Origin of the sequence: Embleya sp. NPDC050493, from assembly GCF_044458105.1 — a bacterium.
Classification (GTDB): domain Bacteria; phylum Actinomycetota; class Actinomycetes; order Streptomycetales; family Streptomycetaceae; genus Embleya.
In genome coordinates this window covers 39,193-62,425 of sequence record NZ_JBITHP010000046.1, presented here as the reverse complement: position 1 = coordinate 62,425, position 23,233 = coordinate 39,193, and the positions used below count along the sequence as shown (strand labels likewise).

Below are 23,233 nucleotides of genomic sequence, written 5' to 3'. Positions count from 1 at the left end.
CGCCCGCTCCCCGGCGGTCAGGTCCAACGGCGCAAGCTTCGGTCCAGGACGTGTCATCCCAGAACTCTATGCGAAATTGCGACTCAGGACACTAGGTCCAGGCGCCGCATTCGGGCGAGGGCTCGGGGAGGGCTCGCCGAGCCCTTCCCGAAGGTTCGGCGAATGCGGCGGCCGACCAGCGAGAACGCCGGACAGGTGTCGGAATCGGGGAGCACTCGGGGAAAGCTCGGCGAGCCCTCGTGCCGAAAGTTCGGCGACGGCCCGCCGAGCAAGCTTGCCGACCCGTTCAGCCCTCGCGATCGCGCCCAGGCGCGGGCGCGTCGTCGAGTCCGACGCCGGCGGATCCACGGTGGTGGCCCGGACCACCGCTTGGTGCTCGAACACGCCCGGGCGCCGGGCCGGTTCCCCGCGGTCGACCCGATCGTCGGCCGGTCGCCCGGCCGTGGCCGCCGAACGCCACCGCAACGCACGCCGTCCCGACCTCCACCCCTTCGCGGTCGGACAACGGGGCCTGCACACCATCACGAGTCGCGGGAGGTGTCGGGCGCTCAGGCGCGGAGTGCTTCGAGGTAGTCCCGGGTGGCTGGGGTGTGTGTGCGGGCGGCTTCGGTGTTGAACTCGGTCAGGCGTGCCCGGAGGCGGCTGGAGTCGACGCGGCTGCCGGCGATGACGTGTGCGGCGAGGCGGCAGGCGTGTTCGTCCTCGCGCAGGCGCAGCAGGACCGAGGCGGCCAGTACCCGGTGCAGGGCGCCGGCGCGTAGGCGGCCGGGGGTGGGGCGCAGGACGTCGTCGAGGTGGCGGGCGGCTTCGCGGGCGTGGCCGAGGTCGCGCAGGGTGTGCATGACGGTTCCGGCGTGGTGGGTGGGGGTGTAGGAGGCGAACCGGGCCGAGTCGTCGCCGCCGATGTGTTCGAGGTGGTTGTCGGCGTCGGCGAGGGCGCGGCGTGCCTCGGGTTCGTCGAGGGTGAGTGCGTGGCCGCGGGCTTCGACCCCGTACAGCCGCGCCAACGAGGCCGGGGGTGCGTGGTTGCCTGCTGCGGTGACGCCGGCGCGGGCGAGTTGCACGGCGTCGTGGCCGCGTCGTTGGAACACGGCCTGGGTGGCGAGGCTGGAGATGACGTGTGCGGCGAAGGCTCGATCCCTGGCGGCCTTGGCCATGCGCAGGGCCAGGATGAACTGGCGTTGTGCGGCGCCGTGGGCGCCGGCGTCGTAGAGCATGTGCCCGCACAACTCGGTCAACTGCGCGGCGGCGGGGAAGAGTTCGCGGCCGACGGGGTCGGTGTAGGAGCCGTTCAAGAGCGGGGCGAGGTGCCGGTCGAGGTAGGCGGACAGCCACGGGTGGGTCATCCCGCCGCCCTGTTCGCAGTCCTGCTGGGTGAACCGCGTGCGCGCGAGGTGCAGGGCCTCGATGTCGGCGCTCACCCGGGTCGAGGCGCCCGCCCGCTCGGTCGTGCGGTCGTCGGGCGTGAAGTGCCAGCCGAAGACGGCGGTGGGGGAGGCGGCGGCGGTGGTCGCGCCGCCGAGCAGCAGATCGCGGCGGTGCACGAGCAACCTCCAAAGACCGGTGGCGGCTTCCACGGTAGCGCCGACCGAGGTCGGTAACGTCAACGTCGTCTCCAGGACGGCCACCCGGGGCCCGAAGCCCAGGTCCGCCTCCGCGACCGGGCGGCCGAGCCGGTGCCCGAACACGCCGGCGAGCGCGTGCAGGACGTCGGGCGCGGGGCAACTGCCGCGCAGCCACCGGTAGACGGTGGACTTGTCGTACGAGGTGGTGCCCTTCAACGCGGCGTTGACCTGGCGGGCGAGCGCCCCGTTGCTGTATCCGGACTCCCGCAGGAGCTGGTCGAGCGGGTGGTTGGTGACCGGGTTCATCATACCGATTTCTCCTGACGGGCCGGGCACCGGCAGGGAGCCGGGTCCCCGACGGTAGAGGGCACCGCGCCGAGGCGACAGGTCCACACAACCCCGTACAACCCGGCACACCGCAGTCTCCCCGAACACCCCGACACACACCGGTGACCGGCGCCGCGCAACGCGGTGCACTGGAATCACCGGCAACCGCCGGAACCCACGGACCCCAAGCCCCCACAGGGCCGTCGGGTCCCCATGACGGGAGTGCTCAGTGAAGACCCGGAACACCACCCCGAAGAACGCGTACACCGCGCCGATCCTGAGCGACGGCGGCGCCGCGAAGGCCGTCACCCGCGGCCGCAACGGCTTCGACGTGCAGGACCGCACCGAGTACCGCCAGAAGTAGCCGCCCTCCGCCCGTTCCCGGGGACGGCTCCCGAGTGCCCTCCCGGGAACCGACCGCCGCAGCGGATGCGGCTCGCAAACCATCGCGCCGGTGCCGTGACCACGCCGCCGGCCCTCGAACAGGGAAAGCGACCGGCCCGGCCGCACATCGCGGACCACGGCCGGTCACCGTCCGGAAGGGACAACACAGTGACCACCACACCCACCACTCCGCCGCGGAGCTACCGCGCTCCGCTGGTGACCGACGGGGGTGACGCCGTGGGCGTCACGCTCGGCCGCAACAGCAAGGACATCATCGACGCCACGGGCTACTACCCGCGCGCCGGCGCGCACCGGTCCCGCTACCGCTCGCCGGCGATCGCCACCGGTGGTGACGCCGTCCGCGCCACGTGTGGCCGCGACCGCGGAGACGTCAAGGACCTCACCGAGCGCCGAAAGAGCGGCGTCCCGGACTGACCTCCACCACCCGCGTAACCGCGCACATCCGACGCGGGCGCCCGGACGATCACGATTCCGGGCGCCCGCCCCTTTGCGCGGTCTCACACCGACAAGCACGACGACAGACGTTAGAAAAGGGGAGAGGCATGAGGTTGATCGCGGGCGCGTGGCTGCCCGAGGGCCACGTGTTGGGGATGCGCCCGGCGCGCGCGATCGAGCGCGGCGGCGGGCGAACCCCCGTATGGACGAGCGGGTATCGCGAGGACGAGATTCGCGAGGCAACACAGGGTCCGCGGGAGTTGCTCGTCGCCGGGGTGTGCGGAGCGACGCAACCGCAACTGCGCGCCGCCCTGTCCGGACCCGACGTGTGGTGGCCGGTGACCCGCGAGTGGCCCGGCTCCTTCGTCGCCGTACGACGCGAGCGCGCCGAAGTGAGCGTGCGCGGCGACCTGTCCGGGCTGCGCACGATCTACTGGGCGCGGCTGGGGGAGGCGGTGTTGTGGGCGGACGCGGCGGCGCCCCTGGCCGCGGCGATCGGCACCGGCCCCGACCCGATCCGCGCGCTGTGCACGATCACCGTCGTCGGCGTCGACCCCCTCGGCGACCACAGCCTGTTCGAGAAGGTGAACCGCGTGCCGCCCGGCGCCGTCCTGCGGATCGGCCCCCAGGGCGTGCGAATGCATCCGGCCCCCGAACCCACCGGACCCCAAGGGCACAACCACCCGCAGCGGCTGGCCGCCGCGCTCGAGGAAGCCGTGCGCGTGCGCGCCGCCGACGCCAGTTCCCCGACCACGGACCTGTCCGGCGGCCTGGACTCGGGCACCCTGGCATGCCTGCTCGCCCGCGACACCCCGGCGGTGGGGATCACCTGGCGCGACGACTTCTCCATCAACTCCGACGTCGACCACGCCCGCGCGATCGCCGCCCAAATCCCGCTCCTACGCCACGAGATTGTCACCGGCACCGAGGACAGCGCCAACTACCACGGCCTCGCCGACCCCGCCACGGTCCCGTTCACCGACGGGCCCGCGCTCGCCCTGGCCGTCCTGGGCACCTTCGACCTCACCCACGCCGCAGCCCGCGCCCACGACAGCGACATGCACCTGTCCGGCGAGGGAGGCGACGCCGTCCTGACCGGATCCGGATCCCTCCTCGTCGACGCCTGGCAACCAGGCCGCCGACGCGAGGTCCTGCGCCACCTCGCCCGGTGGGCACGGGTGGGCAACACCTCCGTCCTCGACACCGCCCTCCAACTCGCCACCCTCGCCCGCACCGACCACCACCGGGCACTCGCCAACCTCGCCACCGACCTGCGCCGCGGGCCGATCGACGTCGACCGCCCCGACGCCCTCGCCCCCTGCGGACCCCGCCCCGGCGCCGCCTGGCTCACCCCACACGGCCGCCACGCGATCGCCGACCTCGTCGACACCTCCCGCACCCGGACCCCACGCAAGATGCCACCCGGACGCCGCGACTACTGGGACGCCATCCGCTTCAGCGGCACCACCCACACCGACACCGCCCGCATCGCCGAACACAACCATGTTCCCCTGCACTTCCCCTACCTCGACGACACCGTCGTCACCGTCTGCGCAAGCGCCCCCGAACTCGTCCGCTTCTCGCCCCACGACTACAAACCCCTGCTGTACGGACTGCGCGGCACCGTCCCCGAAACCCTCCTGCAACGCCGCACCGCCGGAGCGTTCGACGGCACCGCCCGCGCCGGCCTGCGCGCCCGCGAACCCTGGGTCCGCGACCTCATCGCCACATCCCGCCTCGCCGCCGCCGGACTCGTCGACCCCGCCCGCATCACCACCACCCTCGAGCGCACCCTGTGCGGCGCCCACTCCCACGCCGAGATCCACATGCTCGTCGTCACCGAAATCTGGCTGCGCACCCTCGAACACCACCACGACCACTGGTGGACCGGGACCCCTACCGAACGCGAGGCCACCCTATGCGCGTGACACCCGCCCCCCACGTCCACTGGACCTGCACCGACCGCGGCGGCGCCATCCTCAACCTGCGCACCGCCCGCTGGACACTCCTGGACCCCACCGCAGCCCACATGTGGCAACGCCTGACCGACGGCACCGACACCGACACCCTCGCCACCGAACTCGCCACCACCCACCACATCCCCCACGAACGCGCCGGCGCCGACATCACCCAACTTCTCCACCAGGCCGACGCCGCCCACCTGATCACCCGACCCCGCGCGCGGAGGCCCCGATGACCGTCGTCATGGCCGAAGCCCCCATCCCCGTCGACCTCACCCGCGCCGAACGCGCGAGCGGCCACCTGGCCCTGTGGACCGCCACCATCCTGCTCAAGGCCCTGCCGCTGCGACACTGCCTCACCGTCACCCGCGCCCTGCGCCACGCGACCGCCCGCCGCCCGGCGAGTTGCGACGAGGCAGTGCGCCACCGCGCCGCGGTCCGAAGCGCCGCACGCCTGCACCCCGGCCGCGTCGCCTGCCTGGAGACCGCCCTGGCCACCACGCTCGCCGCCGCCGCACACCGACGCCACACCCACCTCGTCCTCGGCGCGCGCTTCGACCCCCTCGAACTCCACGCCTGGACCACCACCGGCGACCGGATCATCGGCGAACAAGCCGAACTCGACCGCGAACTGCACCCCGTCCACACCCTCTGAACCTGCGAACAGGGCCGGCCCGAGCACGAGTTGCGCGTTCGACTGCGGCCCCGGAATCCGGCCGCGCCAGGATTCGCCACCCCCGAACGAGGTAACTCGTTCGGGGGAATCTCGTTCTCAGGCCGTGACCGAAAGCCAAACCCGCCCCGGGGACATCCTCGTCCCCGACACCGAACCCCCCGACCGCTCCCACGACAACGCCTTCGCCGACACCTCACTGCGCCGCATCGCCGCCCGCGTGCCGTCCGACCTGGCCCTGACCGCACGCCTGGCCTGGCACATCGACCCGCGCACCCTGCTCGTGATGACCGCAGCCCAACTCGGGGCCGCCGCCGCGACCGCGTTCGGACTCCTGGCCACCACCGACGTCCTCACCCCGCTGCTCGCCCTCAACGACCGCGCCTGGGAAACCACCGTCCGCGCCGCCGCACCCGCCCTGACGCTCCTGGTCGCCGCCGCGAGCGTGCACGCGATCCTGCAGGCCGTCATCTCCGCCGCCTCCGCCCGCCTGGGCCCACGCGTCGACAGCCACGCCGCCGCCCGCCTCCTGGACACCGTCACCCGCGCCGACCTCGTCGCCTACGACGACCCCACCTGGGCCGACGCCAAACGCGCCGCCGAGGACGGCGCCGACCGCGGCCACCGCCTCCTCGAAGCCGCCATGCACACCAGCGCCGCCGCCCTCCAAGTCGTCGCCGCCGCCGGAGTCCTGGCCACCCTGCATCCGATCCTGCTGCCGCTGCTCCTGCTCGCCGTCCTGCCACACGCCGCGGCCAGCGTGGTCGCCGCCCGCATCCAGCACCGCAGCGCCCGCAAACTCCTGGCCGACCGCCGCTGGCGCTACGTCCTGATGGGCGACCTCACCTACAAGGACTCCGCCCCCGAGGTCCGCGTGCACCGCATGCGCGGCTACCTCCTCGACCGCTACCGCAAGGTCTCCGACCGCATCGAACACGAAGCCGCCCGCGCCGGCCGCTCCACCGCCCTGGTACGCCTGGCCGGGCAGGCCGTCGCGGGGCTAGGCACCGGCGCCGTCTACGCCACCCTCATCTACCTCACCGCCCGAGGCACCCTTCCCGCAGCCACCGCAGCCGGCGCTGCGGTCGCCATCCGCACCGCCACCATGGCCCTCACCGACGCCGTCCACGCCTGCGGCGAACTCTTCGAACACGGCCTGTACGTCGGCGACTGGGCCCGCTTCACCACCGGCGCCGGCGCCGGTGATGAAGCCCCTGTCCGCGGGGCCGGGCAACTCCCCGCAGAGTGGACGGCCGTGCACCTGGACGACGTCACGTTCACCTACCCGGGCGCGAAACGCCCCGCCCTCGACCGCGTCACGCTGACCCTGCGACGCGGGGAGACGATCGCGTTCGTCGGCGAGAACGGCTCCGGCAAGACCACCCTCGCCCGCGTCATCGCAGGCCTCTACCTCCCCCAGTCCGGCCGGGTGCGCTGGAGCGGCCCCACCGGGGAGCTGGACCTGGCCGACGCCGATCCCGAAAGCCTGTGGGAACACGTCACCCTCGTCCCCCAGGACGCCTACGACTGGCCGTTCCTGGTTCGCGACACCATCACCCTGGGCATCCCCCACCAACGCGGCGACGACGCCATCCACGACGCCGCCCGCGCGTCCGGCGCCGACGCCGTCATCGCGGCCCTGCCGCACGGGCTCGACACCAGCCTCGCCCGCTCCTGGTGGGGCGGCCACGACCTCTCCGGCGGCCAATGGCAACGCCTGGCCATTGCCAGGGCGTTCCACCGGGACACCGCACTGCTGATCATGGACGAGCCCACCTCCGCGCTCGACGCCCGCGCCGAACACACCGTCTTCCGGTCCCTGCTGAAACTCGCGGACGACCGTACCACCGTGTTCATCACCCACCGCCTCGCCAACGCCCGCGTCGCCGACCGCGTCCTGGTCATGCACGACGGCCGCATCGTCCAGGACGACACCTACGACGCACTCGTACGACAGGACGGGCTCTTCGCCGAACTGCACCGCCTGCAACAGACCTGACCCGACGGCCCGCCCGGACACCACGCGAGCGCGTCGGTGGCGACCGATAGCGTGCCGACGCGACCGGAGACCTCGCTTCCCCAACCGGGGCCGGGTGCTTTCCGGTGTCCGACGTCGTGGGGTGCGGCGTGCTCCGCGACAGCCGGCCCTGCGTTCGGCGCTAAGGCCTCGTACGGGGGCTGCGGACGCGACCGGCACGAGCCTTGGGGACAGGGGCGGATGAACGACGACTTCGACGTCAACGCGTTGCACGAGGCCTGGACCGATTCGTTGCGCGAGGCCTGGAACGGTGGGCAGTTGCCGGAGGGGTCGATGGGTGGGGCGTTGCCGGAGACCTGGTCGGAGGAGTGGCGGGGGACCGAGCGGGACGTGCGGGTGGTCATGGCGCGGATGCCGGTCGAGGTGTGGGACGGCTTCGAGTTCGATCGGGTGCCGTGGTCGCGATTTCCGCACGTGTTCGGGCCCGGCGAGGAAATCGCCGAGGAGCTGGGGCGGCTTCGGTCGGCGGATGCCCCGACCGTGCTTTCGGTGATCCGCGGCTTGTGGGGTTGCGTGTGCCATGCGGGGCAGCCGTCCGCGCCGGGGGCGCTGGCGGTGCCGTTCCTGCTGCGTCTCGCCGCCGATCCCTCGACGCATCACCGGTCGGAGGTGTTGTGGCTGGTCGGCGGGGTGGCCCGCCGCGTGCACAACCATGAGTTCGGGCGCGGGGACCTGCTCTTGGTCGGCTACGCGGACGACGAATGGGCGTTCCCCGCCTGCGGATACCTGCAGAACTGGTCGATCGCCGCGGCGCGCGATGCGATCACCGCCGACGCGGGGATCGTGACGGCGTTGCTCGACGACCCCGACCCCGAGGTGCGCTGCGTGGCGGCCTACGTCCTTGCCGCGGCCTCCGGCGAAGTCGACGGGATCGTCGCGGCGTTGCACGATCGTCTGCGCGTGGAGGGGGTCGCGCGGGTGCGGGCGTGCCTGGTCCTGGCCATCGCCCAACTGGCCCGGGAACACCCGGACGAGGGGGCCGTCGCATGGATGCGGACATGCTGGGCGGACCCGGGACGGCCGGCGGAAGTGCGGGTGAGCGCCGCCCTTGGATGGCTGTGCCTGGTCGACGACCCCGTCCCCGACACCCTGCGCACCGCCCTCGACGACTGCGTCACCCACGAACTCGCCCGCTCGATGGCCTCAATGCCCTGGATGACACAGATCGACCACTACGGCGACGGACTGACCCATACCCTGCAGCGGATTTTCGATCCCGACGCCTTGCGCCTCAGCCCCTCGAGGAAATCCGAGGGATGCGCCGACGACCCGCCCTTTTGACGGCTCGGCGGTGGGCGCAAGATGGGCGCGGCCCTGATCGACGAGCACCAGCCGGAACGTGCGGCAGCCGCCGGGCCCCTGGCCCTGGAAAGCGCCGGCATGCAGTCGGCCTTCGTCGCGGTCCGCCTCGATACCCTGCGCAGCGCCACCAGGTACACCGCACCCCCGAAGCCGACGAACTGCAGGCCCGCGCTGTGGACCTGACCGCCAAGGCGCCGCTCACCTTCCGGCTCGCCGCATGCCGACGATCACACGAAGGGCTGGCCCTGATCTCGTCGAAGTCCCCGGGGTGGTCGTGGTCGATTGAGCTCCGACCGGACGAGGTGACGTGGCTCCGTCGGTGAAGCGGCGGGGCGGTTGCGCGAGAGCGAGGGCAACGATCGGGGGACGGCCGAGACCGCCGTCCCCCGAAAGCGTTCCCCGACGAACGCTTCCCGCGCGCGACCGCGGGTCGGGTCAGAGCCGCCCGACGGCGTGGTCGACCAGGTGTTGCCGCAGCAGACCGGCGTACTTGATCACTTCGGCCTGGATCGCTCGGGCGTCACCGTCGCCGTTTGCGATCTCGTCCAACACGTTCTGGATGTCCCACATCATGCGGTGGGGGAGGGGGGTGCGCACGTGTGGCCGGCGGGCCGATCGTCTCCGGCGGCCACGCGCGAACGTACACGCCCCCACCGACACGGCCGGTACGAGCCCGGCTTGTCCTCGGGCGTCACGTGCGATCGGCGCCCGGCGTGGCGAGGCGGTGGGCGGTGACCCGTTGCCATCCGCGCAAGGCCCCCGCGACGTCGTGGTTGAGGTCGGTGATCGCGTGGGCGGTGGCGTCGGCCCAGATGGGGTGCAGGCCGGGGACGACCGTGCGGGCCTCGGCGTCGGTCAACGGCTCGAGGCGGATGCGGCGGTAGGTGAACGAGTGCAGGTTCGGGGCGCGTTGCGGCAGCGCCGCGCCCCAGGCGGGGGAGCCGATCGCGATCAGCGCGACGTCGACGCGCGGATCCTCCGCGAGGGCGGCGAAGTACTCCAACGCCTCGCGCGGCAGCACGTCCGCGCGGTCGAGGACCACGGTGCGGCGGGTGCGTTCGAACGCCCGGGTGACGCCGTGCTCGAAATCGGTGCGCGAGCGCGGGGTCAACGTCCCAGGCCACAGTCGCTGCCACAGGGCGTCGCGCAGCATTGCCATCGTGGGGCGCGAGCGGAAGGTCAACCACACCGCGTCCTGCCCGCGTTCACCACGCTCGGCGCGTAACGCGTCGGCGACGGCGGTGCTCTTCCCAACCCCGGGTGCCCCGGTGACACACGCCACCGCGGGCATCGCGGCGACCTCGCGCACCGCCTCGTGGACCTCCAGCAGCCCGGCGGTCACTGCCGTACCCCATCCGGACATGACCACGGAATCGACCTCGGACTCCACGAACACGCGACGATTCCTCCCGATCGACACGCCCCCGACGCGACCCAGTCTGGCCGCGCCCCACCCTCCACGACACCGAAACCGACGAAGACCACCGACCACCGCACCCGCGGCGCCGTCGCGATCCACCACGCCCGCACGCTCGTTCGCCCGAGCACCCCGCTCCCGCACGGGGCGGACCCGCACGAACCGGCGCCCATATGGCGCGGCCCCTGATGTACCGGCCGCCAGGCACAGCACACAGGGCGGGAGCGGTGACGTGACCCACTGGACGGCCGTCCCGGGCGCAACGGATTTCGTCGGGGGCGCCGCGTCCGGGGCAGGGTGTGGTCGCTCACTCCCGGGTGGCGGTCACCAGACGTTCGCCGGCGCGGCGGGCGAGCCGTTCCAGGACGACGGGGTCGAGGCCGGCGTCGCCGACGACGAGGACGGTGACGGTGTTGGGGCCCACCCGCACGGTGATGATGTCCCCGGTCGTGGCAGCCGTACCCGGGTTGACGCCCGGGCGCATCACCATCCGCATGCCCACAGCCTCGTCCCCGACCACAGGGGCGGCGATGGCACGGTATCGGACGGCGGCGGCACCATCGGCCACAGGGAAATCGACATCCCCGCAGCTCTCCACCATCGCGCGGGTCCAGCGGAGCTGGACCACCGCGCCGTCCCCCGAATGGACATGCGTGGAGACGATCACCTTGACCCCGGTCCCGTCCTGCTCGAACTCGCGCTCCGCACCGACGGTCACGCGGGTGGCGCCGGTCCGCGTATCGTCGAGCGCCTTGTCGCACGCCCGGCTCCCGGCGGACTTCGGAAACGGTTCGTCGCCGGGATCGGGCACGCCGTCCTCGAGGGCTCCCGCGCTCCAGCCCGGACCGACGTCCTCGGGGGTCAGGACGCTGCGCCGCGCCTGATCCTGGGTCAAAGGGCCCACGGTCCGGGCGAACTGGGGTGTCGGCGGGGCCTGGGTGCGGTGCGGGCGCGGGAGGGAGCCGCCGTCGGATCCGCAGGCGGTCATCCCGAACAGCAGCGCGGCGGTTGCGGCGGCCGCGTGGGCACGACGGACCCTCGAATACGACAACACGACTTCTCCCCCGAACGTCGATCCATGGCGCGCAGCCGCGCACACGCGACCCACGCGTGCGGATCGTAATGTCTGGTGGACGCACGGCGACAGTCCCGTGCCGCCAGAGCGTTCCGTCCGCGCCCGACACGACACAGGGAAGCCGGGAAGCCCGGCTTCCCTGTGCGTCGGGGATGGTCTCCCACGGCGTGGACGTGTCCAGGCTCGGGATGCTCGGCCGGGGGTCTGGACCTGTCGCGGCACGAGCGCGCCGCCCGCGAACTCGGCTCCACCGACGTGATGATCCTCAACTCCCCCTACGCGGCGCACCGCCTGTCACGGCTGGTCAACGACCGCCGCATCGAACCGCGGGGAGCCCTGGTGTTCGCCTGCCTGCTGCACATCACCGGACGCGACGAGGCGGCCGGCTTCTGGTGGCGTTTCGCCGCCGGGGCCGGCAGCCACACCGCCGCCTACTGCCTCTACCTCGACCACCGCACCCGCGGCGAGATCGGCGACGCCCACTTCTGGCTCGACCAGGCCCACCAACTCGCCCGCACACCGCCCCCGGCCGACCACCAGGACAACCGCGACCGACTCCTGTTACCCGACCACGCCCGCGCCGCGATTCTCGAACAATGTCGCCGCGGCGACCTGCCCCGCCTGCCCCACGCCCTCGAGGCCGTCGTGAACCGGCTGCGCGTCGAGGGCGACGACGAGGACTACGGCGAGATTCCCCAACCCGACGAAGACCTGCCCCGCGCCCTCGTCACGGCGGGCGCCGCCGGCACCTGACCCCCTGCCGTCACGAGTTCGTGGTCAGCCGAAGGGCGCGACCAGGCGCAGGACGGTGACGATCAGAACGCCGGGACTGACCTCGTAGCGCAGGACGACGCCGGCGACGGACACCTCGCGGCGATCCCTGTCGCCGCGGACCGGGGCGGAGCCGCAGCCGTAGGGGTCGCGGCCGATGGAGCCGTCGATCCCGGAGCGGACCTCGCGCTGTCGCGAGGCGCTCAGTTTGGTCAACTCCGCCTCGGCCGTGCTCGCGTACTGCACGAGATACGCCATTTCAGTCCCCCAGTTCGCGTGGCTTTCCCTCGTGGTCGAAGAACCCGAACCTCTCACCCGCCCGGGCCCGCGCCGCCTCCTCGTCGTCCTCGACGTCCGCCTCCGGCGGCAACGCCCACCCCAACAGGGCGCGCGCCTGGATCTGATCCAGCGGTGTGGAGTACATCTCCTCGTCGAACGCGGCGCGCCGTTCCTCCGGCAGCGCGGCGCGGATCTTGCCGAGTGTGTTCGGCAGTTCGACGCGTTCACCGCGGACCACGGTGGTGTACCCCTCGGCCATCGATACCCTCTCGTTTCCCGCCACGATCCGACGACCCCAGCGTGACATCCCGCCGGCGTTGATCGGTACCCGCCCTGCCCGGCTGCGGATGTGCGGTGAAGGGCTGCGGCCTCAGCGGGTGCGGAACGCTTCCCAGGGGTCGGGGAGGGGTGCCGTCGGGTCCTCGCCCTCGGTGGGTAGGCCGACCCAGGCGCGCAGGGCGGGGCGGGTGCCGGGGAGGCCGCGCTCGGTGAACCGCTCGTGGAGGTCCGAGCCGAACGGCCAGGTCTGGAAGTCCTTGGCGGTCAGCAGGTCGGCGAGGACGTGTAGCAGTTCCCGGCGTCCGGGGGAGAGATCGGCGAACACCGGTGCGGTGTCGGCGGGGTCGAACAGTGCTGCCAGCAGGTTCTGGGTGCGGGACGCGAGTGGGCGGGGGACGACCCGGGTCTCCTTGATGTGGGGCAGGACGGCGGCGATCCTCCGGAGGATTGCGTCCGGGTCCTCGGCGGCGCGCATCAGGCTCAGCAGGCTGCGGACGGTGTAGCTGTGTAGGTCGCCCCTGTGGTGGGCGGTGGCGGGTTCGGGGGCGGGGCCGGCGCCGAAGGCGGCCAGCTCGGCCGTGATGCGCTCGGTCGGCGGCAGGCCGGGTGCGGCGGTCGGGTGGGCGATCCGCAGGCGGGCCAGGGCGGTGGCGGCGGCCCAGCGCGGCAGGGGGTGCCCGTGGTCGAGGTGGCGCCGGAGCCGGCCGTCCGGGTCGTGATCGGCGAGCAGCCCGACGGCGACGAGGACCGTGGCGGCCGTAATCGGGTCCGGCTCGCGGTCGAGGCGGGCCAGCAGCGGGGGCAGGGCTGTGTCGGCCTCTTCGGGGAACCAGCCGAGGAGGTACGCGGTCCGGGTGCGGATCTCCGGGTCCGGGTCACCGAGCAGGTCGAACAGCGCGGGGAGTCGGGCGCGGACCGCGTCGTAGGAGCGCAGTGCGCCCTCGCGGGCGTCGATCGGGTGCCCCGCCGCGCAATATGCCCGCGCCTCGCGCAGGCCCCGCAGCCGCTGCTCGTCGGTCTCGGCGGCGATCTCCTCGTCGTACCAGCGCAGGGTCTCCTCGGGGCTGACGGCCGCGGCGCGCCAGGCGGCGGTATCGATGCCGAGCGGGAGGTCGTACTCGTCGTGCCAGTCGACGGCCAACCGGGTCAGCAGCAGCAGCGCGTCGCCCCGCGCGCCGGGCGGGCCGGTCGCGGCGATCCGGGCGAGGAACGGCACGGCGTACGGGGAGGCGGAGTATCGGGTTCCCTGGTGGAAGATATTGCCGAACAGGCTCCGGAAGGCGTCCTCCCGGGCCTCCTCGTCCGGCCCGCACACCGCCCGGAGCTGGTCGGGCACGTCCTCGGCGCTGCCGTAGGCGTGCCCCAGGGCTGCCCAGTCGATGTCATCCAGCCCGGCCAGGAGATCGTCGGATTGCTTCATGATCCGCATGCTCGCAGCTACCGCTGACGCCGATCCCGCGAACGAATCGCCTCGCCCGGGTGGCCCCGAGGGGTAGTCCGCCCGGCGAGGCGGGCTGGGAGGAGACCGCCGTGGCGTGGCTGTTCGACCAGGTGCCGCCCGGCTACCGCGATCACGACGTGCTGCGGACGTTCCCGGTGATCCTGGCCCGGATGGCCCGCCAACACGTCGCTGCCACCCTCGCCGCGGCGCGGGACGGGTACGGAACCGCCCGCCTGGACCTGCGCGACGCCGTCCCGGTGCACGCGATCGACGGGGTGTTGAGGATGTACGAGTACGAGGGATCCCGCGCCGCCGCCGAGCGCGCCGTCGACCTGGTGGCGCGGGCGCTGGCCGGCGAACGCTGGCACGCCCGGCCGCGCACGCCCGGCCGCGCACGCCCGGCCGCGCACGCCCGGCCGCGCACGCCCGACCGCGCACGCCCGACCCGCCCGACTAGGAGCTGTCCGGCCGATCAGCTGTGGTCACCCACGACGGGGCCTCCACGTCCTCGGAAGCAAGGACGCTTCGAGCATGACGCGATACGACGAGCGACGGCGAGACCGCGACGGTCGGTGCTCGGCCGCACCCGCGGCTGCGTTCGGGACCGAGCACGCCGAAGACCCGCCGACCGACATTGTGCTCACCCGAGGCGATCGGCGCGGCGGAGTTGCGCCGCGGCGCGTACTTCGCGTGCGGCGTGGCGGTACGCGTTCGCGAACGGGCCGTCGGGCAGGTCCAGGACACGGTCGTCGACGCGTTGCTTCGGGCGTGCGCGCCAGGTGTGGGGGAGTTCCGCCAGGACCGGGAGTCCGCTGGCGGCGATGTCACGGTAGACGGCATCGTGGAAGTCGCGGTTCGTGTCGGGGTCGGCGTCGTCCTCGACGGTCGTCACCAGCCCGACGCAGGGCTGCATGACGATTCGGTTCGCGAATATCTGCCGGAACAGCACGGAGCTCTGGGCGGGGGTCAGGTCCAGGCGGTGCCGGCGCGATGTCGAGTCCAGACGGCCGAGTTCGTCGATGGGGATGTCCAGACGCCACCCGTGGGTGGCGATTTCCGCGCGGGGGATTGTCATGATCACCGTGTTGTGGGTCGTCGGCGGGACACAGCGGGCGTCGTCGCCGATGCGCACGACATGGTCGTAGTCGCGCAGGGCGGCATCGATCGTCCGCGTGAGGGCGGAACCGGGAGCGGAATCCGGGTCCGCCGTCGTGCGGAGCCCGGCCGGGGGAAGCGTCGCCACCAGCACGTCCAGGACGCCGGACCCGGGTACCGCGATCGTTCGCGTCCACCACGTGTCGGCGGGCGTGCACGCGTCCGCGCGCCGATCCGACCTCGAGGTCACCGCCAGTACCCGGTGCCCGTCCAACGCCCAGGCCGCCGCGAGACCCGATGCGATCGCGGGTGCCTCCTTGGACAACAATTCCCACGACTGCGCGGTACGGACCTCGTGGACGAACGCGTGCGCGGCGTCTCCGGATCGCTCGGCGCGCAGCCGCCGCAACGCTTCCTGGTAGCGGATACCCTCCCGCGCGGCGAGGCGGCGGGTCTGGTTCTTGCGGGCCTGGTTCGACGACACGATCGCTCTTTCAGGCGTGCGGTCCCGTGACCCGCACGCCATGGGACCGGAAGGCAGCAGACCGGGAATCCGACGGGTGCGTGACGACGCGGTGCGTCTTCGGTCCTTCGGCACCCACCCGGCCACGGGACCGGGCGAGCTGGGACCGAGGCGTCGATCGTGCTGCCGAACTCCCCAACGATTCGACGCCCCTCAGGACACGGCCTGCGGCACTGGGAGCCACCCCACGACGCGCACACCCGACCCCGACGACCGGACCGCGCGTGTCGACGCGTTTCCTGGGATGAACGTCGTTGGGCGCGTGGGAGCGCGCTGGTCGGATCCGCTGCTGGGACCGCCGTTGACCGGCGGCCACCCTCCCGAACACGCGGACCCTGCGCGTTGCCTTGTTGCGGTTTCACACGACGGCGGGACGCGATTCCTCGAGGGCTTCTGCCACTTTGCGGGCCATGGCCGCCACTTGCGGGGACAGGCAGTCGTCGAGTCTTTCGACAATGGACGGACGACGACGGTCACACCTGCCGGGCCGTGATGACCGAGGATGCCGCAGCTCGTTCCGACGAGGAACACCGGGCGATGCACCGCCGACTGCGACACGTCGCCGAACAGTCGCCGGACCCCGCGCTCGACTCCGTCAACAGCGTTCTGAAAACCAACCTGGACGCGTTCGTCGTCGAACGCCTCGAAGGCTTCCACACCCCCGGCCGGCACATCGGCCTGCGCGATCTCGTCCCCGGCTTGTTGCTCCCGGACCTGGACCCATAACTCGTGGCGACCATGGACCTGTTGCTCGACCGGGAGATCGAGACCATCGTGGATCGCATCCGCCGGGGCGAGCAGGCCTGACCTCGTTCACGGGCCCGGCCGTCCCCTCCGCCGGGCCCGCGTGACGACACGAGAACGGTTCCGAACCGCATCGCCCGCGCGGTTCGGAACCGTTCCACGTTCATGCACCAAGGACCTAACGCGCCGGACAGTCGGCGACCATGCCCCGGCACCAGGACGGCCCGGCCTCGGTCTGCTCCTGGACCCTGCGGGACTTGAAAGGCTTCGCGAAGCGACGGCGCGCGATCAACCAGCGGATGGCCGACCGCACCCGCGTCCGCCAGCCGCTCCTACCCGCGCTCCTGGCCCACACCGAGGACCGGTACCTCCGCTATCGCGGACTCTTGGCGCCGGCCGAACAGGTCCCGCTCGGTGGGCAGTTCAGGGACGACTCGCAGCTCTACCAGCGCACGACCTCTCGTGATGCGCAACGCAGGGAAGCGCGTGGTGAAGACCCGCGGGTGCGCATCCAGACCCCAACCGGCGCGATTCTCGACCTCACCAAGGCCGAAGACAGCGCCTTCTGGGAAGTGGGTCATCGTCCAGACGCTGCGACACACCGGCATCCGGATCGAAGAACTCTGCGAGCTCACCCACCTGAGCATCCGGCAGTATCAACCGCCCCAACGGCGAGGTCATCGCGCTCCTGGTCATCGCGCCGTCCAAGACTGACCGAGAGCGGGTCATCCCCATGTCGGCGGAGGTGTTCCACGTCCTGGCCGAGGTCGTTCGCCGACACGCCGGCACCAGCCGGACGATTCCGCTGATCACGCGCTACGACTCACACGAGCGCACCTGGTCCGCGCCCCTGCCCTTCTTGTTCCAGCGCAAGATGGGGGCCTCCCGGGCGGTCATCAACCACGGCACTATCGTGCGGATGCTCCAAGCCAGTTGCGCCGAGCTCGGTCGGACCATTCCGGACTTCGCCGATGCCACCTTCACCCCACACGACTTCCGGCGGCTCTTCGCGACCGAGGTCGTCAACGGCGGCCTGCCTGTCAACGCTCTCTGAAAAACTGACCCCCTGCGGGTCCTTGGGTTCTAAGGCGGATTCGCGCGATCGTCGCAACGTTGCAGGGCTCATGGTGTCAGTGCGGCGGCGAATGCCTGTGCCGGGGTTTGCCAGCCGAGGGCCTTTCGGGGTCGGTTGTTGAGCCGGTCTTCGATTTCGCGGAGGTCGTCGGCGGTGTGGAGGGAGAGGTTCGTGCGTTTGGGCAGGTACTGGCGGATCAGCCCGTTCGTGTTCTCGTTCGTGCCGCGCTGCCAGGGGCTGCCGGGGTGGGCGAAGAAGACGCCGTCGGTGAAGTACGGGGCGAGTTCGTGATGACGGGCCATCTCGGATCCCTGGTCCCAGGTGAGCGTCTGACGGGCGTGTTCGGGCAGCGTGCCGAAGGCAGCGATGAGCGCGTCGCGCAGGTGGACGGCGGCATGCCCGTCGGGCAGGGCGACCAGGCGGAGGTAGCGGGTGCGGCGGTCGACGAGAGTGGCCACCGCGGACTGGCTGCGGGCCCGACGATGAGGTCGCCCTCCCAGTCGCCCAGACGCGTCCGCAGCCGGACGACCGGCGGCCGGTGGTCGATCAGGACAGGCGGGACGATGAAGCGGGCGGCCCGCTGTTCCGAGCGTCGACGTCGTTTGCGCAGGGGCCGACCAGTGCGGAGCCTCTTGGTCAACGTCCTGCTCAGGCCGCCTCTGACGCCTTGGTAGAGGGAGCGGTAGATGGTCTCGTGGCACAGATGCCGCTCAGGCCGGTCGGGCCAGAGGCGACGGAGGTGGGCGGCGATCTGTTCGGGGCTCCAGTCCTGGTTGAGCCTGGCCTGGACCTCGGCCTTCAGCGCGGGATCGGCCGCAAGTTTGACTCGCCGCAGGCGCCGGAAGCGCTCCCTGGAACGCTGGTGGGCCAGGTCGGCGTCGTAGATGCCGTCGTCGTGCGAACGGCTGTTACGGCGCAGTTCCCGGCTGACCGTCGACGGCGCCCGGCCGATCCGTCCGGCTATCTCGCGGATCCCCAGGCCACGTTCGCGCAGGGTGGCGATCCGCTTGCGTTCCGGCAGCGAGAGGTAGCGGTCCGAGCGGGATACCTCCGGGAGGTGAACCGGCACGACGCCACCGCTCTCCGCCCTCCAGCGGTAGCCGGTCTTCCGGCCGATCCCCAGCTGTCTGCACGCCTCAACCGTGCCCGTACCCGACGCCAGTACTCGGCCTCGAGGTCCAGCCTGCGCTTCTTGCCCCGCCTCGCCATCGACACACCCATCATGATCAAAGAGTGTTGCGACAAGCGTTAGAACCCAAGAGCCTCCTGGGGGTCAGTTTTCAGGAACCAGCGACACTGCCGATCCATACCCGCCTTGCTGGGACACCTGTGCTTGCAGACCACTCAGGGCTACGTCGCGGTCTTCTCCGAGGACGTCGTCCACCACTACCAACGGTTTTTGGACCACCGGCGTTCGCTGCGACCCGATGGCGAGTACGTCACCGTCACACCCGAAGAGTGGGCCGAGTTCGAGGAGCACTTCGAGAAACGCAAGGTCGAACTGGGTAACTGCGCCCGCCCCTACGGACACCGTGTCAGCACGAGCACGCCTGCATCCGCTGCCCGGCCCTCCAGGTCAACCCCAAAATGATCCCCCGACTCGACGAACTGGAGAAGGACCTGGCCCTTCGCCGCATGAAGGCCGAAGCCGAAGGCTGGCTCGGCGAGATCGACGGCATCAACCAAACCCTCGCCTTCCGCCAGGCCAAACGCTCCGAAGCCGAACGGCTCCTGCAGCGCCCCACAGTCGAGCTCGGCCTGCCCACGATCCGAAGGAGTGACCGGTGACGGCCACGACGCGTCTACACCTCGGCAAGGACGATCACCGTCTGAGCCCGGAAGTCGGTCGCAGGTTGTCATTGAACCCGACCCGAGGAGTTCAACCCCACGCTGACAAGTGTGCGCGGCCGTGCGACGCCTCGACCGGGGGCACGCTTCTGTGCAACAGCTGGTCCGGGCATGATTCCCTCGTGGATGAGGACAGGGATCATCGTGGGCGCAGCCGGTTCACGCTGACGGACACCGAGCACGGCCGCACGTGGGGTGTGTGCTCCGTGGTGGACGGGCTGTTCACGGAACCCGCGCGGGGAACCTACGAGCTGTTCGGCTGGGTACCGGAAGGAGCCGGGCCGCACGGCTGGGTCGGACCCCGGGCGTGGCTGGTACCGGAAGACGGGACGCTCGACCCCTGGCTGCTCGGGGATGCCGAGACCCTCCGGCCCCTTCCGAAGACAGGCAGTCTCGTCCTCGCCGGCGAGGACGACTACGAAGGGCCGCCCGAGGGATACCGAGGACCCGTTCGTGCGCACGACGGGCACCGGTGGCTGGGCTCCTGCCGGGAGTTCACCCGCGTACTGCCGACCGTCCGGGCGCTGCCGCCGCTCGTGCTGCGCGGGCTCGCCCCAGGTGATGAACTGCGGGCGGTGTTGGCGAAGGGCACCCGCAAGGCCCTGGACCTCGAGGAAGTCTCCTTGGAGATCAAGGACGACCGGGGCGACCCGCTGGTCGACTGCGTCCTGTGGGCGAAAGTCGAAGCCTGGGGCCCGTCCCCGCACGGGATTGGTCTCATCGACCTGGAACTCGGGAGGTACCACACGCTGGTTCCCGAGCACGCCCGACCGATCTGGGAGCGGTGGTTCACGGGGCCACCGGAGGCGCCGGCCGCCTGGACGGGCATGGGCACCCGCGAACGCGGGGCGTGGCTGGACCTCGTCCAGCAGCGGGCCTGTCGGCGTACTCATCATGGTCGGGCAGCCGGTCATGCCTACGAACTCGACGGCCGGAACATCACCGATGAGCCTGGTTTGTACCTGGCGCTCGGCGAGGCCGTCAACGGTCCAGGCGGCTACTTCGGCGGCTGCCTGGATGCCCTCGACGACTGCCTGGGCGGCACGTTCGGCTACACCGCCCCGGCAACCCTGCTCTGGCGGAACGCCGGGACCGCACGCGCGCACCTGTCCCAGCGGCTGACTCCGAATGGTCAGCGGTACGACCTCTTCGCCGAGGCTCTCCAAGTCCTGGCCGAGGGCGGCATGAACGTCACTCTGGCGTGAACCGCATCCACCCGGTGCGGCGCTCCGCCGACACGGCTACACGCTCCATTCACGCCTTCGGGTGGAGTGCAGAGAAGCACCACGTACCTCAAGCAGATCCCGTAAAGGCGTCAACCAACGAGGACCGACTGAGCCCCTGGGCCCACGTGCCTGCGGCGATGTCGGCGCGTGTGTCGAGACTGCCTCCGAGAGAAGATGGCGTGGTGCCCGGCGACCACGGTGGTGACCCTGCTCCGAGCCCGGAGCCGCCGACGAATTCGCGTCCAGCGCCGTTCCCGACGCCGAGTCCCCGGGCGAGTTCGGCGCGGTGAACGCGGTGCTTTCGCCAACGTCGGCGATGTCGGGCAACTCCGCCAAGTTCCTTCCATGGGTGCGGAGATGTGGGTGGCCCCGGGTCCGGGGTTGTGGCTCTGGCCGCGGCGGGCGTCAGCCTGCGGCAAGCCAAGACTGCGTTGGCCTCGGCCGAGCACGCCAACAGGCAGGCGCGCCCTGACGAAGGCAGTCATCGCTCGTCGGCAGCCGAGTGACGCCCCCACCTCCGGAGACAACCGGCCGACCGCGGCGACCCACCCGCCGGTCGCGTGAACCGGGCGCAACGCCCCTACCCCGGACGTCCGTATCACCGGGCGGGGCAGGGTGGTGCGAAACTCGGCGTCCGCGAGGGCGAGGGTGCCCGGTGACGCGGCGGTAGTTCTGCCTGGCCGCGCGTTCGCGGCGCCGGCGCGCGGCCAGGATCGCGTCCTGCTCGGCGTGGGTGACGGCCGCCGCGAGCGCGACATCCTCCGCGGCGCGGGCGCGGGCCGCGGCGGCGGCTTGGCTTCCTCGGCTTCGGGGCGCGGGTTGAGCCCGGCGCGCTCGGCCGCGTCCCGAATGATCGCGCGGATCGTCTCGGCGGACACCCCGCCCGCGCGGCGCGGGTCCTTCGGCCTGCGGCCGGAGGCGGCATCCCCGATCCGGCCGTGCTTGTCGATCCGGCGGACCAGCGGCCCGGTCATGGGTTGGTCGTGGGCGGCGAGTACCGCGCGCCAGTCTCGGAACGCGCGGACCGGACACAGTTCTTCGTCGTCCTGGGCGAGGATGCGCGGCCTACACGCGTTCTCGGTTCTCGCCTGCGCGGCCACCGACAACGACCTCCGGGAGGAGCCCTGCGGTCCGACGCCGGGTGTCGGTGGCGCCGGCTATGCTTCGCACCCGCCGGTTCCGGTGCGGTGCGGTGGTGCGGCCGCCTGCGCGAACGGGCGGGTGTGCGTGCGGGCGTGTGGAGGGTCGTCGTGTTGGGGCGTGGGGGTTCGGGGAAGGGGGCGGGATGGACGACGGTGTCGGCGCGAAGGTGTTGCACGAGGCCTGGGTCGATGCGTTGCCGCAGTACTGGTCGGAGCAGTGGGAGGGGACCGACGGGGACGTGCGTACCGTGGTGGCGCGGATGCCGGTGGAGGTGTGGCGATACCCCGCACCGACATGCCCTCGCCACGATGGAGTCGCCGAATCTCGGCCCAGTCCTCCACCTCGATCACCTCTTCCTCCTGACTCCCCAGGAGCCAGACTGATCACAAGATCACGAAGAGGGTCACTTTTCATCCGCCGAAAGTGGAGCACGATTCACGCGACGCCGACAACGGCGGACCGATCAGGTGCAGACGTGCCAATTGCTCCAGCCGCCGCTGTAGACGTTGCACCAATACCGGTTGTCTCCGCCGAGTACCTGCACGACGAGATCCGCGCCCGAGAACCACGCCTCGACGCCGTCGCGCACGTCGTGGCTGTTGCCGAGGGTGCCCCAGGTGGACCATGCCCCACCCGTGCTGTACTGATAGCTGTGCCACACCTGGCGGTCGGTTCCGATGAGAAAGAACTCGACCCGCCCGTCTGACCACCCGACCGGTTGAACTCTGGTTCCGCACAGGTAGGTAGCGTCGGCCGGACCGTCCGGCCCGAAGATCTGGCTGCAGGCTTCGTCAGTGCGGGCCGTACTCGTAGGAACGGGAACCGCAGGCTGCAGGGTGGTGCCGGGTTGGACGACGACGTCGGGTGGAGCGGGTTCCTGTGCTGCCTGTGCGGTCGAGAAGGGGCTCAGCACGGCGACGAGCGCCAGGATCAAGGCGGCAAGAATTCCGGGTTTCCTCACGGCTCCTCCAGGATGGCGTGACGATGCTGCCCAACGAGTGCTCGTCACCGTTGGTTGGCACAAGAATGCAAGCTGCGGGCAGGAGTTGCCAGAGAATCGTCAGCGGGCTCCGATCTTGTCTCGATTTCTCGATCGTTTCCTGAATTCGATCGTTTACTGCCGCACACCTCGGGTGACCGCCGGGAGCATTCGGGATCGAGCTGACCGGCGGTCACCGACCCGGCGATGGAAGGCCTCGATCGAAGCCGGACCGGCGCCCGAACCGCGCACGTGACGTTGCTCCCGACCCGGCTCGGCACGAGAGGGGTGTGTTGATCGTGGCGGTGAGGGCCGTGGCAGCCAGAGCAGTCACCGGCGAGGGGGAGACGCGAGAAGGGGCCGCTGAGATGCGCCGATCGGGCCCTGTGACGGAACCCACCCCGCTACCGTGAGCGTCCTTGTGTGGCGAGGGGCGGGCATTGTGCTGGGCAGGACAGTGGTGGCCGCGGTCGTGATCGGATTCGCGACGGCGGGCTGTGCGGACTCGGACTCCGAACCGCGGAACCCGTTCGTGAACGTTCCCGTCGCGACGACGTCGCCGCCGCGCATCCTGGTGGTACCCACCACCACGGCGCGCCGGTGGAACCCGCCGCCTCGACGGAGAGTCCCCT

General features: G+C 71.5%; 23 protein-coding genes and 1 pseudogene. 14 read left to right on the top strand and 10 right to left on the bottom strand.

What is annotated here, in order from left to right:
- Positions 1 to 548: 548 nt before the first annotated feature.
- The gene (locus ACIBM5_RS44685) at positions 549 to 1,874 is read right to left on the bottom strand and encodes a hypothetical protein (protein ID WP_396012435.1); all 1,326 of its coding nucleotides are present in this window, start codon (positions 1,872 to 1,874) and stop codon (positions 549 to 551) included.
- A gap of 247 nt (positions 1,875 to 2,121) precedes the next feature.
- On the opposite strand from ACIBM5_RS44685, the gene ACIBM5_RS44680 reads away from it, so the two are divergent.
- The 8 genes from ACIBM5_RS44680 to ACIBM5_RS44645 all read left to right on the top strand — a co-directional run bounded on the left by ACIBM5_RS44680 (position 2,122) and on the right by ACIBM5_RS44645 (position 8,889).
- Complete coding sequence (locus tag ACIBM5_RS44680; RefSeq protein WP_396012434.1) at positions 2,122 to 2,256, top strand: hypothetical protein; 135 nt, start codon at positions 2,122 to 2,124, stop codon at positions 2,254 to 2,256.
- A gap of 188 nt (positions 2,257 to 2,444) precedes the next feature.
- On the top strand, positions 2,445 to 2,711 hold the full coding sequence (locus ACIBM5_RS44675; RefSeq protein WP_396012433.1) for a hypothetical protein: 267 nt from the start codon (positions 2,445 to 2,447) through the stop codon (positions 2,709 to 2,711).
- 128 nt (positions 2,712 to 2,839) lie between these two features.
- Positions 2,840 to 4,660 carry an asparagine synthase-related protein gene (locus ACIBM5_RS44670; RefSeq protein WP_396012432.1) on the top strand — a complete coding sequence of 607 codons (1,821 nt, stop codon included), beginning with the start codon at positions 2,840 to 2,842 and terminating at the stop codon, positions 4,658 to 4,660.
- The gene (locus ACIBM5_RS44665) at positions 4,657 to 4,929 is read left to right on the top strand and encodes a PqqD family protein (RefSeq protein ID WP_396012431.1); all 273 of its coding nucleotides are present in this window, start codon (positions 4,657 to 4,659) and stop codon (positions 4,927 to 4,929) included. The genes ACIBM5_RS44670 and ACIBM5_RS44665 overlap by 4 nt, the downstream gene beginning before the upstream one ends.
- Entirely contained in the window at positions 4,926 to 5,348 is a 423-nt protein-coding gene (locus tag ACIBM5_RS44660; RefSeq protein WP_396012430.1) for a lasso peptide biosynthesis B2 protein, read from the top strand. The genes ACIBM5_RS44665 and ACIBM5_RS44660 overlap by 4 nt, the downstream gene beginning before the upstream one ends.
- 124 nt (positions 5,349 to 5,472) lie before the next feature.
- Positions 5,473 to 7,365, top strand: coding sequence for an ABC transporter ATP-binding protein (locus tag ACIBM5_RS44655; RefSeq protein WP_396012429.1), 1,893 nt, complete (start codon positions 5,473 to 5,475; stop codon positions 7,363 to 7,365).
- A gap of 219 nt (positions 7,366 to 7,584) precedes the next feature.
- Entirely contained in the window at positions 7,585 to 8,685 is a 1,101-nt protein-coding gene (locus ACIBM5_RS44650; protein ID WP_396012428.1) for a hypothetical protein, read from the top strand.
- A gap of 21 nt (positions 8,686 to 8,706) precedes the next feature.
- Positions 8,707 to 8,889 (top strand): hypothetical protein, encoded by a 183-nt coding sequence (locus ACIBM5_RS44645; RefSeq protein ID WP_396012427.1) that lies wholly within the window; start codon positions 8,707 to 8,709, stop codon positions 8,887 to 8,889.
- Between the two features lie 252 nt (positions 8,890 to 9,141).
- Here the strand turns inward: ACIBM5_RS44645 and ACIBM5_RS44640 are convergent, their stop codons facing one another.
- The 3 genes from ACIBM5_RS44640 to ACIBM5_RS44630 form a co-directional block, all read right to left on the bottom strand.
- Positions 9,142 to 9,279 carry a hypothetical protein gene (locus ACIBM5_RS44640; RefSeq protein ID WP_396012426.1) on the bottom strand — a complete coding sequence of 46 codons (138 nt, stop codon included), beginning with the start codon at positions 9,277 to 9,279 and terminating at the stop codon, positions 9,142 to 9,144.
- Positions 9,280 to 9,397: 118 nt separating this feature from the next.
- A complete protein-coding gene (locus ACIBM5_RS44635) occupies positions 9,398 to 10,102 on the bottom strand; it encodes an AAA family ATPase (RefSeq protein WP_396012425.1) in 705 nt (234 codons plus the stop codon).
- Positions 10,103 to 10,430: 328 nt separating this feature from the next.
- The gene (locus tag ACIBM5_RS44630; protein WP_396012424.1) at positions 10,431 to 11,177 is read right to left on the bottom strand and encodes a hypothetical protein; all 747 of its coding nucleotides are present in this window, start codon (positions 11,175 to 11,177) and stop codon (positions 10,431 to 10,433) included.
- 279 nt (positions 11,178 to 11,456) lie between these two features.
- On the opposite strand from ACIBM5_RS44630, the gene ACIBM5_RS44625 reads away from it, so the two are divergent.
- Positions 11,457 to 11,951 (top strand): hypothetical protein, encoded by a 495-nt coding sequence (locus tag ACIBM5_RS44625; protein WP_396012423.1) that lies wholly within the window; start codon positions 11,457 to 11,459, stop codon positions 11,949 to 11,951.
- A gap of 24 nt (positions 11,952 to 11,975) precedes the next feature.
- Here ACIBM5_RS44625 and ACIBM5_RS44620 read toward each other — a convergent pair whose 3' ends face one another.
- The 4 genes from ACIBM5_RS44620 to ACIBM5_RS44605 form a co-directional block, all read right to left on the bottom strand.
- Positions 11,976 to 12,227: a hypothetical protein gene (locus ACIBM5_RS44620; protein WP_396012422.1), complete on the bottom strand. Its 252-nt coding sequence runs from the start codon at positions 12,225 to 12,227 to the stop codon at positions 11,976 to 11,978.
- A gap of 1 nt (position 12,228) precedes the next feature.
- A complete protein-coding gene (locus ACIBM5_RS44615; protein ID WP_396012421.1) occupies positions 12,229 to 12,507 on the bottom strand; it encodes a hypothetical protein in 279 nt (92 codons plus the stop codon).
- A 111-nt stretch (positions 12,508 to 12,618) separates the two neighbouring features.
- A complete protein-coding gene (locus ACIBM5_RS44610; protein WP_396012420.1) occupies positions 12,619 to 13,947 on the bottom strand; it encodes a HEAT repeat domain-containing protein in 1,329 nt (442 codons plus the stop codon).
- A gap of 661 nt (positions 13,948 to 14,608) precedes the next feature.
- Positions 14,609 to 15,547, bottom strand: coding sequence for a hypothetical protein (locus ACIBM5_RS44605; protein ID WP_396012418.1), 939 nt, complete (start codon positions 15,545 to 15,547; stop codon positions 14,609 to 14,611).
- Positions 15,548 to 16,123: 576 nt separating this feature from the next.
- Between ACIBM5_RS44605 and ACIBM5_RS44600 the strand changes: the two genes are divergently transcribed.
- Both ACIBM5_RS44600 and ACIBM5_RS44595 read left to right on the top strand, forming a co-directional pair.
- Entirely contained in the window at positions 16,124 to 16,312 is a 189-nt protein-coding gene (locus tag ACIBM5_RS44600; protein WP_396012417.1) for a hypothetical protein, read from the top strand.
- Between the two features lie 673 nt (positions 16,313 to 16,985).
- Entirely contained in the window at positions 16,986 to 17,384 is a 399-nt protein-coding gene (locus tag ACIBM5_RS44595; RefSeq protein WP_396012436.1) for a tyrosine-type recombinase/integrase, read from the top strand.
- A gap of 68 nt (positions 17,385 to 17,452) precedes the next feature.
- Here ACIBM5_RS44595 and ACIBM5_RS44590 read toward each other — a convergent pair.
- Positions 17,453 to 18,474 (bottom strand): annotated as a pseudogene (locus ACIBM5_RS44590) (IS30 family transposase).
- Positions 18,475 to 18,738: 264 nt separating this feature from the next.
- Between ACIBM5_RS44590 and ACIBM5_RS44585 the strand changes: the two are divergent.
- The 3 genes from ACIBM5_RS44585 to ACIBM5_RS44575 all read left to right on the top strand — a co-directional run bounded on the left by ACIBM5_RS44585 (position 18,739) and on the right by ACIBM5_RS44575 (position 20,458).
- The gene (locus ACIBM5_RS44585) at positions 18,739 to 18,996 is read left to right on the top strand and encodes a hypothetical protein (RefSeq protein ID WP_396012416.1); all 258 of its coding nucleotides are present in this window, start codon (positions 18,739 to 18,741) and stop codon (positions 18,994 to 18,996) included.
- On the top strand, positions 18,993 to 19,193 hold the full coding sequence (locus tag ACIBM5_RS44580) for a recombinase (RefSeq protein ID WP_396012415.1): 201 nt from the start codon (positions 18,993 to 18,995) through the stop codon (positions 19,191 to 19,193). Before ACIBM5_RS44585 ends, ACIBM5_RS44580 begins: the two co-directional genes overlap by 4 nt.
- 182 nt (positions 19,194 to 19,375) lie before the next feature.
- On the top strand, positions 19,376 to 20,458 hold the full coding sequence (locus tag ACIBM5_RS44575; protein ID WP_396012414.1) for a barstar family protein: 1,083 nt from the start codon (positions 19,376 to 19,378) through the stop codon (positions 20,456 to 20,458).
- Positions 20,459 to 22,085: 1,627 nt separating this feature from the next.
- On the opposite strand, the gene ACIBM5_RS44570 is transcribed toward ACIBM5_RS44575, so the two are convergent.
- Positions 22,086 to 22,583 (bottom strand): hypothetical protein, encoded by a 498-nt coding sequence (locus ACIBM5_RS44570; RefSeq protein WP_396012413.1) that lies wholly within the window; start codon positions 22,581 to 22,583, stop codon positions 22,086 to 22,088.
- Positions 22,584 to 23,233 lie beyond the last annotated feature (650 nt).